Here is an 11,181-nt window from a genome sequence, read left to right as displayed (position 1 = left end):
ATGTCAAAACCCTGATAAACCGGCTGTGATATTCATCACATCCCGGCGTGAATTCCCAGCCTGGAATCAGGCCCGGTCGGCGCCGTAATAGAGGGTCACCACGTGGCGGGCCTCGGCGAAGAACAACCAACGTTCGACCAGCGTGCCTGCCGTCGCCAGCGCGGCGCCCAACAACGCCAGGGCGCCCTCGCCCGGGCCCTGAACCTTGAGCCCGACGCCGACGGCGCAGATCGCCGCCAGATACCCGCCGATCAGGACGATCCGGCGCAGCTTCAGGGCGTGCTTACGAGCAACCCGGTAGCCCATTTCATTGAGCAGGTAATTCTGTTCCGTGTGCGGGCCTTCCAGATAACGCACCTTGCCCAAAGCCCCCAGGCCCGTGGCGCTTTCCGGCGTCGCCGCGTGGCGGGTCGTATCGATGAATCGCCAGTAGAAGACCTTGATCGCCGCCGCCACCAGTACGCCCCACATGGACGCCACCGCGACGACATAGCTTTCCGCGCCGAACAGGGCCAGAAGCGCGTTCAACCAAACAAGACCCGTGGCCAGACCAAGCACCAGATAGGATGGCACGACCCATCCGTTGGACCATTGATGGATGGTGGCGAGCGAGCGATAGATCATCGCCGTGCAGTAGATGGTGACCAAGGCCATGACCGCAGAGGCCACGCCGGCGGCAGGGCCATAGGCGCCAAAACGATCCGGCCACATCCAGACGGCGGCCAGGGCCAGGGCCGGGCCGTAGGTCAAAACGGAGGCCACGCCTTCGCGGGACAGCCAGCTTGAGCGCCATTGGCTGAAAGCCCGCCAGGCCCGCTCCGGATGGCCCAGGTGAAAGGTCGAGGACAGCAGCCCCGCCGTCACCGCGGCCAGCGCCAGGATGATCCCGGTCAACCCGAACAGGCGATCAGCGGGCAGCAACCCCGCCGCGCCCAAGGCGCCCATAAGCGCCAGCAGGCCGTAGCCCGCGCCGGAGGAAACCGTGAAGAAAATGACCGAAAATGCCGGATGCATGACGCGCGTTCTCTTTAGTTCTTTTGCGTTAGCGGGACAGGACCTTGTCGACCCAGCGCAGGATGGGGTTTTCGGGCCCGGGCTCGGCGGCCAGATCCTTTGGCCCGCCCGGCGCCGCATCAGCGCGGCGGGGCCGCGGCGGCAGGTACTTGTTGGTCGGCTTATAGCCCATTTCCGGCATCAGATCGTATCCGCCCCGCGCCGCGACCAGCTTGGACACGTCGGAATTGGGATCACCCAGATCACCGAAATGACGCGCACTGGCCGGGCAGGTCGACACACAAGCCGGCACCCGCTCCCGCTCCGGAAGGTTCTTGTTGTAGACACGGTCGATGCACAGCGTACACTTCTTCATCACCCCGGCGTCGGAATCATATTCGCGGGCCCCATAAGGGCAGGCCCAGGAACACAGCTTGCAGCCGATGCACTTCGTTTCGTCGACCAGCACGATGCCGTCGGCACTGCGCTTGAAACTGGCCCCCGTCGGGCAGACGGTGACGCAGGCGGCGTCCTCGCAATGCAGGCAGGATTTCGGGAAATGCACGGTCTGGTTCGGCTTGCCGTCCGTACGCTGGGTCTCGAAGGAATGGATGCGGTTGAACCACACCCCCTGCTGCTTGGCACCATAGGGTTTGAGGTCCGTGAGCGGCGCCATATGGCCGCCCGTGTTCCATTCCTTACAGTTAACGGCGCAGGCATGGCAGCCGACGCAGATGTCCAGGTCGATGACCAGGCCCAGCTTCGTTTGTGTTTCGGCGGGTAGGGTCGTCATCTCAGTGCCCGCCTCCCGGCTTCTTGAAATCCGCGCCATAGCGCAGAATGTCCGGCCGCTTGCGAAGACCCGGGGGCGGCGTCAGGGGCGCCGGCTTAGGCCAAGTTTCGGCCACCTCTTCCGGCGCGGCCTTTTCGATGCGCACCCGCAGGTCATACCAAGCCGCCTGCCCGGTCACCGGGTCCGAATTGGAATAACGATAACCGGCGCGCTCCGGCAGCAGTTCTGAAATGATGTGGTTCAGCAAGAAGCCCTTGGTCGCCTCGCCGGCGTCCTTGTCCAGGTTCCATGCCCCGGCCCGCTTGCCGATGGCGTTCCAGGTCCAGACCGTGTGCTTGTTGACCCCGTCCATCAACGACGCCTGCGCCTTGACCCGGCCGTGGTAGCTTTCAATCCACACCCAGTCGCCGTCTTCGATCCCGTGTTTGGCCGCCACTTCCATACCCACGTAGAGCTTGTTGGACCCGGTGATCTGGCGCAGCCAGGCGTTCTGCGAGCCCCAGGAATGGTACATCTGCATCGGCCGCTGGGTCAGAGCATGCAGCGGGAATTCGTCCGTATCGATCATTGAGCCCTCGAACGGCGGGTACCAAATCGGGATGGGGTCGAAATAGGCATCAATGCGCGCCCGGTCCTTTTCCGGGGGCTGGTTCGGCCCGTGACCGCGGGCGGCCAGACGGAAGCGCTGCATGGGTTCGGAATACAATTGGAACACGACCTGATCGGCATGGCCCATGAACCCGGCCTCCGCTGCCCATTCCAGATAGGCCTTGTTGGCCATCTTGAAATACAGCGCCTCGGGCGGAATTTCGTGGCTGAAGAAACAGCCGTTCTCGATGTACTTGTTCAACTGGTCCGGGTTGGCCTCACCCCTGGCCGTCTTTTCGCCGTCCTTACCCCGCCAGCCGATCAGCGACCCGATGCCAGGAGCCCGCATGTGGTTGACGATGTAGTCGGCATAACCGCCCGGATACTTAGGCTCGCCATAAGTCTTGACCATGCCCGGCAAGCCCAAGCGCACGCCCAGGTCAAGCAGCACCGTCTGGAACGGCCGCACGTCGCGGTCCGGTTCGATCACCGGTTGGCGGATGGCGTCCTGGGCCGCATGGGCCGAGCTGATCGGACGATCCAATAGCGAGATGCAGTCCCAGCGCTCAAGATAGGTGGTATCGGGCAGGATCAAATCCGCATAGGCGACCATTTCCGAGTAGTAGGCATCGGAATAGATGATGCGGGGAATCTTGTATTCGCCCGTTTCCTCGTTCCTGGCGGTCAGCATTTCCGCCACGCCTGTGGAATTCATGGTCGAATTCCAGCTCATGTTCGCCATGAACATGAACAAGGTATCGATGGGGTACGGGTCGCCATTGGCCGCGTTGGTGATGACCATGTGCATCATGCCGTGGGCCGACAGCGGGTATTCCCAGGAAAAGGCCTTATCGATGCGCCGGGGCGTCCCGTCGGCATTGACGATCAGGTCTTCCGGCCCCGTCGGGAAGCCCAAGGGGGCTCCCTGCATCGGCGCCCCGGCACCGACTTGGCCCGGCTTGCCCGTAGGCTTCAGTGGTGGAGGCGCCGTCTTGGGGAACGGCGGCTTGTAACGGAACCCGCCCGGGCAATCGATGGTGCCCAGGATCATCTGCAGCACGTGCAGCGCGCGGCAGGTGTGGAAGCCATTGGAATGGGCCGAGATGCCGCGCATGGCGTGGAATGCCACGGGGCGGCCGATCATCTTGTCGTGCTTGCGCCCGGCCCAATCGGTCCAGGGCTGATCGATCTCGATGGTTTCCTCGAACGCGACCTGGGCCAGTTCGGCCGCGATGCGGCGGATGGTTTCGACAGGAATACCGGTTTCCTCGGCCACGGCGTCGGGGGCGTATTTCTTGTCCAGATAGCGCTCGGCCATGATCTGGAAGGCCGGCACAGCGCGCCGCCCGTCGGGCAGCGTGACATCGGCGACCAAGGCCGGCTTGGTGTCGATGGCGTTGGCATCCGCCATCGCCTTTTTCTCGCCGTCCCAGGCGACGGGCTTGCCGGCGTCATCACGCACGAACAGGCCGTCGTCGGCGGACCCGGGGGCTTGGATCACCAGCCAATGGGCGTTGGAATAGCGGACGAGGTAGTCCTCGTCGATCTTGCCGGCGGTCAGCAGCTGATGGATCAGTGACATCACGAACAGACCGTCCGTGCCGGGACGGATGCCGACCCATTCATCGGCGATGGCCGAATAGCCCGAGCGCACCGGGTTGACGGAAACGAATTTCGCGCCCCGATTCTTGATCGTGCTGAGCCCCATCTTGATGGGATTGGAATCGTGGTCTTCGGCGACGCCGAACATCATGAAGTATTTGGTGCGGTCCCAATCGGGTTCGCCGAATTCCCAGAAGCTGCCGCCGATGGTGTATAGGCCGGCAGCCGCCATGTTGACGGAACAGAACCCGCCATGGGCCGCGAAGTTGGGCGTGCCGAACTGCGACGCCCACCAACCGGTCAAGGCCTGACTCTGGTCACGACCGGTGAAGAACGCGAGCTTGCGCGGATCGGTGGCGCGGATGCGCGCCAACCAGTCCGTCGCCGTCTCCAGCGCTTCTTCCCACTCGATTTCCTTGAATTCACCGGATCCGCGCGGCCCCACGCGCTTCAGCGGCTTGGTCAGCTTGGCCGGGGAATTCTGGGTCATGATTCCGGCCGACCCCTTGGCGCAGAGCACGCCCTTGTTGATCGGGTGCTCCTGGTTACCCTGGATATACCTGATCTGGCCATTCTTCAGATGCACCTTGATGCCGCAGCGACAGGCGCACATGTAGCAGGTGGTGCATTTGATTTCGTCGGCGACCTCGGGCGAGGTGTCGACCGGGCTTTCCGTATGCCCGTTCGTGGCGGTATGTCCGCTTGTGGTCTTTTTATCGTCGTTCGACGCCATTGTTTCCAACCCCGATGGAGGCGCCGTGGCCTCGGCTGTTGATCTGGCACGATTGCTAACGGTCCACCCCTGGGCTGTCAATCAGCCCAGGAACGCCGCGCCCCTCTTGTTTCCAGACAGGCATATTACTCGTCACGCAAATCAGATGACGATCCAACCTCGGGGATTAGGTGGGTCCAGGGAAACCATCATTGATAAACACAAAATTACAAATTTATTATGTGATACAAGTTTATTTTACAAAAAATCATGAATTATTTATTGATTTAACAGTTTATTTCGATACAAACTCCATTCCTCCACGACAGCAAGGCTTCACTCTCATGTCGACTTCCACGCCCGTTTCTTCTGAACTGGTCGCGCCCCCACCGCCCCTGCCGCCGGCGGTGAACATCAATGCGTTGGACCGGCTGTTATCCCCCCTGACGACGGAGCAGTTACTGCGCCAAGTGATCCTGGACGCGTTTCCCGGCCGCGTCGTGGTCACCACATCATTCGGCGCCGAGTCGGCGGTCCTTCTCGATTTGATCGCCGGAATCGACCCCGCGACGCCGGTGGTGTTTCTGGACACGGGGTATCTGTTCGCACAGACCCTCACCTACCGCGACAGCCTTGTCCGCCACCTGGGCCTGACGGATGTCCGCACGGTTGCTCCGGCCCCCGACGATCTCGCACGCGAAGATCCACTAGGCGACCTGCATAAGCACGATCCCGACCGCTGCTGCCGTCTGCGCAAGGAAATTCCGCTGGAAAACGCGTTAGCCGGGTTCGACGTATGGATTTCCGGACGCAAACGCTTTCACGGCGGGGATCGCGGGGCGTTGCCCCGCATCGAGGTCGATGGCCGTTACCTGAAGATCAACCCCCTCGCCGAATGGAGCGAAGCCGCCATCGCCCACGCATTTACCGAGGCAAGCTTGCCCCCGCACCCCCTGGTCGAACACGGCTTCTCGTCAATCGGTTGCTTTCCCTGCACGGTACCGTCCGGAAATGGCGGCTATTCGCGCGCGGGACGCTGGCCTGGCAGCGACAAGATTGAATGCGGAATTCACACCACCAAACCCACCCAGAACCCATCCTAGTTTTGACTTGAACCGGGAAATTTCGGCGTTCTTAACCTTTCAAATTTACGCTGCATGCCCGCAACATCGTACGATTTGGCTAATTGCGGTTCACGACCGAAAAGACACACGACAATGGACGATCTCGACCAACTGGAAAGCGAAAGCATCTTCATCCTACGCGAGGCCTATCAGGCTTTTTCGCGGCTCGGGATGTTGTGGTCGCTCGGAAAGGATTCAAACGTCATGGTCTGGCTCGCCAAAAAGGCGTTCTTCGGCCATGTCCCGTTTCCGCTGGTGCATGTCGATACCGGCAACAAGTTTCCTGAAATGTACGCCTTCCGTGACCGCTATGCCGTCGAATGGGGGGTCAAGCTGATCGTCGGCGGCTGCCCGCCGCTAGAAGACATGGATCAGGATCTTCCGCCAGCGACGCGACGCGCCCAACGCAAGACCCGGGGCCTGAAGGAGCTGATTGAGCGCGAGGGGTTTGACGGCATCTGCGCCGGAATCCGCCGCGACGAAGAAGGCACGCGCGCCAAGGAACGGGTGTTCAGCCCGCGCAGCGTCGATGCGGCCTGGGATGTGCGTGACCAACCGCCCGAACTGTGGGGCCAGTACAACACGGACTTTCCGCCCGGAACCCATGTGCGCGTCCATCCCATCCTTCATTGGTCGGAACTCGATATCTGGCGCTACATCGCGCGCGAGGGAATCCCCGTGGTCGACCTCTACTTCGCCCGCAACGGCCAGCGATACCGATCGCTCGGCGACCAGGACATCACCCATCCCGTGGCCAGCCAAGCCGCGACCATCGAAGCCATCATCACCGAGTTGGAACAGACCCACGTCGCCGAACGCTCAGGCCGCGCCATGGATCACGAGGCCGAGGATTCTTTCGAACGTCTGCGCACGGAAGGCTACATGTGATGGCTGCCGCTCCCGCATCCGCCAACCGCAAGCCCATGGTCAAAGTCGTATTCGCAGGCCACGTCGACCATGGCAAATCGACCCTGCTGGGCCGCCTGCTGACCGACCTGGGCGCCCTTCCCGAAGGCAAGATGGAAGCCGTCGCCGAAAGCTGCAAGCGGCGTGGCGTGGTGTTCGAATGGGCATTCCTGCTGGACGCGTTGCGCGCCGAGCGGGATCAGGGCATCACCATCGATTCAACCCAGGTTCAGGCCGAAACGAATGCCCGCCGCTTCGTCTTTATCGACGCCCCGGGGCATCACGAATTCATCAAGAACATGGTCACCGGCGCCGCCCAGGCAGATGCCGCCGTGCTGCTGGTCGACGCCAAGGACGGCTTGCAGGCGGAAACCCAACGCCATGCCTTCCTGCTGGGGCTCCTGGGCATCCGCGATGTCATCGTCGCCGTGACCAAGATGGATCTGGTCGGATACGATCAGGTCCGGTTTGATGATCTGGCAGGCCAGGTGACGGCCCATCTCGCCTCCCTTGGGTTCGATGCTGAGCGCGTCAAGGCCATCCCCGTGGCCGCCCGCGACGGTGAAAACATCCTGACGCAGGGCGCCGCCATGCCTTGGTATTCAGGCCCGGCTCTGATCAGGCATCTGAACGCCTTGGTTCCCGGCACCGCTGCCGCCGACGCTGCGGCGGCACCACTCCGTTTCATCGTACAAGGGGTGTACAAGTTCGATGAACGCCGCATCCTCGCCGGGCGCATTCTGTCCGGCAGCCTGGCCGTGGGTGACGAAATTCAATTCTCGCCCGGCAATCGCAGCGGGCGGGTCAAGAGCATCGAGATCTGGCCAACGCCGAAAAACCCGTCGGACCGTCCCACCCGGGCCGGAACGGGACAGTCAATCGGCATCACCCTGGACCAGCAGTCGTTCATCGAACGCGGTGCCGTCGGCGCCCATAAGGCAACCCCACCCCACCTGATCAATGCCCTGCGCGGCCGCATCGTGTGGTTCGGCGCCGAGCCCCTGACCCCCGGCAAACGCTACAAGATGAAGTTGAACGCGGGCGAATACCTGTGCATCGCCGAGACGATCGAACACGTTCTCGACGCCGGGGACATGTCGACATCCGCGTCGGCGCAGGTCAGCCGCAATCAGATCGCCGACGTGGTGTTCCGTTCGCGCGGACATATGGCGGCAGACGCATACGGCGAGGCACCGCAGACCGGGCGGTTCGTCTTGGTCGCCGACCACCGCATCGTCGGCTGCGGCCTGATCGACCTTGAAGGATTTGCCACCGAAGATCGTCAGCAATCCCCCAAGTCAGCAAACATCCAGCGGGTCGAACACCGCATCGACATGCCCGAGCGCTGGGCCGCGAACGGCCATAAAAGCGGCATCCTTTGGTTCACCGGTTTGTCTGGTTCGGGGAAATCGACCCTGGCGCTGCGGCTGGAGGAGGCCCTGTTCCGGCGCGGCAAGCAAGTCTTCGTGCTGGATGGTGACAACGTCCGTCACGGACTTTGCGCCGACTTGGGTTTTTCCCCCGATGACCGTCAGGAAAACATTCGGCGCGTCGGTGAACTGGCGCAAATTCTCGCCCGTGCCGGTTTCATTGTCGTCACCGCCTTCATTTCCCCCTACCGGGCGGACCGTGACGGCGTGCGTGCCCGCGCCGGCGACCTGTTCCACGAAATCCATGTGGCGGCGGATCTGGACGTCTGCGAACGGCGCGATCCCAAGGGCCTCTACAAGAAAGCCCGGACCGGGGAAATTCCCGAGTTCACCGGGATATCCGCCCCCTACGAAGCGCCGCATGCCCCCGAACTGGTCATCGACACAGCCAATTTGGAGGTCGACGCCTGCGTCGAACGCCTGGTCGACTACGCGCTTGCGACCTTTGATAAGGTGGATGGTTGCTGACGGTGCATCCGCCGGCAGCGGGCACTAGCTGGCGCGCTTGCCGCGCGCGGCCATTTCCGCAAGGAAGCCCTCAGTCGATCCGGCCTTGAGGAACGAATAAGCACACCCCAACACCCGGTCCTTGCGCTCGCCTTCTTCGGGGCAGCTTTTTTCCGGAATGCGCGGCTTGCCGTCAGCGGCATCCTGGTCCTCGCCGGGAAGTGCCCCCGGCAAATCCTTCTCCCGTTGTGACGGGTCCTGGGCTTCCGGCTGGATGACGATGTCTGGATGCACGCCCTCGGCCTGAATGGTATGGCCGGACGGCGAATAGTAGAGCGCCGTGGTCAGACGAAGCGCCCCTTCCACCGGCAGCGGCATGATGGTCTGCACCGACCCCTTGCCGAAGGACCGCGTGCCCATAACCGTTGCCCGACCGTGGTATTGCAGGGCGCTGGCGACGATTTCCGACGCCGAGGCTGAACCGCCGTTGATCAGCACCACGATCGGCAGGTTGCGGGCAAGATCGCCGGGCCGGGCATCGTAATTGCGCTGATTTTCGTCCGTGCGGCCGCGCACGGAAACGATCCCGCCCTTATCCAGAAAGCTGTCGGCAAGGATCAACGATTGATCCAGCAGACCACCCGGGTTCGAGCGCAGGTCCAGAACCACGCCCCGAATCTGGGTATCGGGCTGGGTGCGCAATTCCGCCATGGCCTTGGCGATGCCGCTTTCGACCTTTTCCGAGAACCGGGTGACCCGGACATAACCGATGTCGCCGTCGACCCGCCACCGGACGGCACGTACCTTGATCACCGCGCGTACCACGGTAACGTCGAATTCGGGCTGGCTGCCCCGGCGGATGCGCAGAACGATCTCGGTCCCCGGATCGCCGCGCATCTTGGCCACGGCCTCGCTCAGGCTCTTGCCCAGGACCGGGTCACCATCGACAGCGGTGATACGGTCGCCCGATTGAAGGCCTGCGCGTTCGGCCGGAGTATCCTCGATGGGAGAGACGATCTTGACCAGCCCCTCCTCCATCGTCACCTCGATGCCCAGGCCACCGAATTCACCGCGCGTCGTGATGTAGGTTTCCTCGAACTCGCGGGCGTTCATGTAGTCGGAATGGGGATCAAGGGACTGCAGCATGCCGTCCAGCGCCTTCTCGACCAGATCGCGAGGCGCCAAGCTGGCCGGTTCCGGCTTGTCCTTCTCCACGCCCTTGATGGCGGCGTCGATCAGTTCGGCGTCATTGAGATCGCGCACATAGGACGCCCGCACGCGGCGAAAGGCGAAGCGAAAGTAATCCAGGCGTTCCTCGGCATCGCGGGTGCTGACATAGCGGTCATAAACCGCGTTGAACCGGTCAAGCTGCTGGCGGGTTTCATCGCTGAGGGCCAGACGGTCGACGCCAAGCGCCTCCATCACGCGGGCGACGCTGGACTGCTGGGCGGTGCATCCGGCGATCCCTACCGCCACCCCAAAACCAAGAACCGCCGCCCCCGTCCATGCCAGGGACGCGCGGAGCGCTCTCTTCGGTCTTGGGTCCTGCGGTTTGGTTTCGCCCGGCCGATCCATTATCCGTCCGCGGTAATCTGTTCGATCAATTCCCCCAGAATCCGTTCGGCATCTTCATTTTCCACCTGGCAGGTCCCCGCGTTCAGGTGCCCCCCGCCGCCATATTTGAGCATCAGTTCACCGACGTTCGTATTCGACGTGCGGTTGAGGATCGATTTGCCGGTCGCGAACACGGTGTTCATCTTTTGCATGCCCCACATGACGTGGATCGAGATATTGGTGTCCGGATACAGCGCATAGATCATGAACCGGTTGCCGGCGAAGATGGTTTCTTCTTCCCGCAGGTCAAGCACCACCAGATTGCCGTGTACCGTGGAACACCGCTTGATCTGATCGATCTGCTTTTCCCGGTGCTCGTTATAAAGCTCCACCCGTTCCTTGACGTCGGCCAGGTCCAGGATCTGTTCAATGGAATGGCCCCGACAATAATCAATCAGGTCCATCATCAACTGATAGTTGGAAACCCGAAACTCACGGAAGCGGCCCAACCCCGTGCGTGCGTCCATCAGGAAGTTCATGAGGTCCCAGCCCTGGGGATTGAGTACCTCGTCCTTGTTGAACTGCGCGGCGTCGCCCTTATCGACGGCCGCCATCATATCGTCGGCCACGTTGGGGAATCCGGCCTTACCGCCGTAATAATCATAGACGACACGGGCAGCAGAGGGGGCATCCGGATCAATGATGTGGTTTTCCGGCTTGTCCTCCATGCGCAGGGTTTCACTGAGGTGATGGTCGAACGCCAGATGAATCCCGGGAACGTAGGGCAGGTTCGTGGAGATGTCGCGCTCCGACACCAGGATGGTGCCGTCTTGCATATCCTTCGGATGGACGAACTTGATATCGTCAATCATATCAAGTTCCTTCAGAAGGACGGCGCAGACCAATCCATCGAAGTCGCTTCGGGTAATCAGGCGAAATTTGTCAGTCATAACCTAGTCTTCCCCCGTCTCTGGGCCGATTTTTGATCCCGTTTTGATGTGGGCTGATATCTGGGCGCAGTTTGCCGGGATT

General features: G+C 62.0%; 8 protein-coding genes. 3 read left to right on the top strand and 5 right to left on the bottom strand.

What is annotated here, in order from left to right:
• Window positions 1-66: 66 nt before the first annotated feature.
• The 3 genes from KFF05_07355 to KFF05_07345 are packed head-to-tail and all read right to left on the bottom strand — an operon-like array spanning window position 67 to window position 4,709.
• On the bottom strand, window positions 67-1,014 hold the full coding sequence (locus tag KFF05_07355; GenBank protein ID UTW53161.1) for a dimethyl sulfoxide reductase anchor subunit: 948 nt from the start codon (window positions 1,012-1,014) through the stop codon (window positions 67-69).
• Between the two features lie 28 nt (window positions 1,015-1,042).
• Complete coding sequence (locus KFF05_07350; protein UTW53160.1) at window positions 1,043-1,786, bottom strand: 4Fe-4S dicluster domain-containing protein; 744 nt, start codon at window positions 1,784-1,786, stop codon at window positions 1,043-1,045.
• Window position 1,787: 1 nt separating this feature from the next.
• Window positions 1,788-4,709, bottom strand: a complete 2,922-nt coding sequence (locus tag KFF05_07345; protein UTW53159.1) for a molybdopterin oxidoreductase family protein — start codon at window positions 4,707-4,709, stop codon at window positions 1,788-1,790.
• Window positions 4,710-5,032: 323 nt separating this feature from the next.
• On the opposite strand from KFF05_07345, the gene KFF05_07340 reads away from it, so the two are divergent.
• From KFF05_07340 to cysC, 3 genes are all read left to right on the top strand, one after another.
• Window positions 5,033-5,791, top strand: a complete 759-nt coding sequence (locus KFF05_07340) for a phosphoadenylyl-sulfate reductase (protein UTW53620.1) — start codon at window positions 5,033-5,035, stop codon at window positions 5,789-5,791.
• A gap of 114 nt (window positions 5,792-5,905) precedes the next feature.
• Entirely contained in the window at window positions 5,906-6,700 is a 795-nt protein-coding gene (locus tag KFF05_07335) for a sulfate adenylyltransferase subunit 2 (protein UTW53158.1), read from the top strand.
• Window positions 6,700-8,616, top strand: a complete 1,917-nt coding sequence (gene cysC, locus KFF05_07330) for an adenylyl-sulfate kinase (GenBank protein UTW53157.1) — start codon at window positions 6,700-6,702, stop codon at window positions 8,614-8,616. Before KFF05_07335 ends, cysC begins: the two co-directional genes overlap by 1 nt.
• Window positions 8,617-8,640: 24 nt before the next feature.
• Here cysC and KFF05_07325 read toward each other — a convergent pair whose 3' ends face one another.
• Both KFF05_07325 and KFF05_07320 read right to left on the bottom strand, forming a co-directional pair.
• Window positions 8,641-10,017, bottom strand: a complete 1,377-nt coding sequence (locus KFF05_07325) for a S41 family peptidase (protein UTW53619.1) — start codon at window positions 10,015-10,017, stop codon at window positions 8,641-8,643.
• Between the two features lie 152 nt (window positions 10,018-10,169).
• Window positions 10,170-11,099 carry an exopolyphosphatase gene (locus KFF05_07320; GenBank protein UTW53156.1) on the bottom strand — a complete coding sequence of 310 codons (930 nt, stop codon included), beginning with the start codon at window positions 11,097-11,099 and terminating at the stop codon, window positions 10,170-10,172.
• Window positions 11,100-11,181 lie beyond the last annotated feature (82 nt).

The organism is bacterium SCSIO 12827 (assembly GCA_024397995.1).
Taxonomy (GTDB): domain Bacteria; phylum Pseudomonadota; class Alphaproteobacteria; order Rhodospirillales; family Casp-alpha2; genus UBA1479.
The sequence above is the reverse complement of the archived record's forward strand: the minus strand, read 5'-3'. Positions and strand labels throughout refer to the sequence as shown.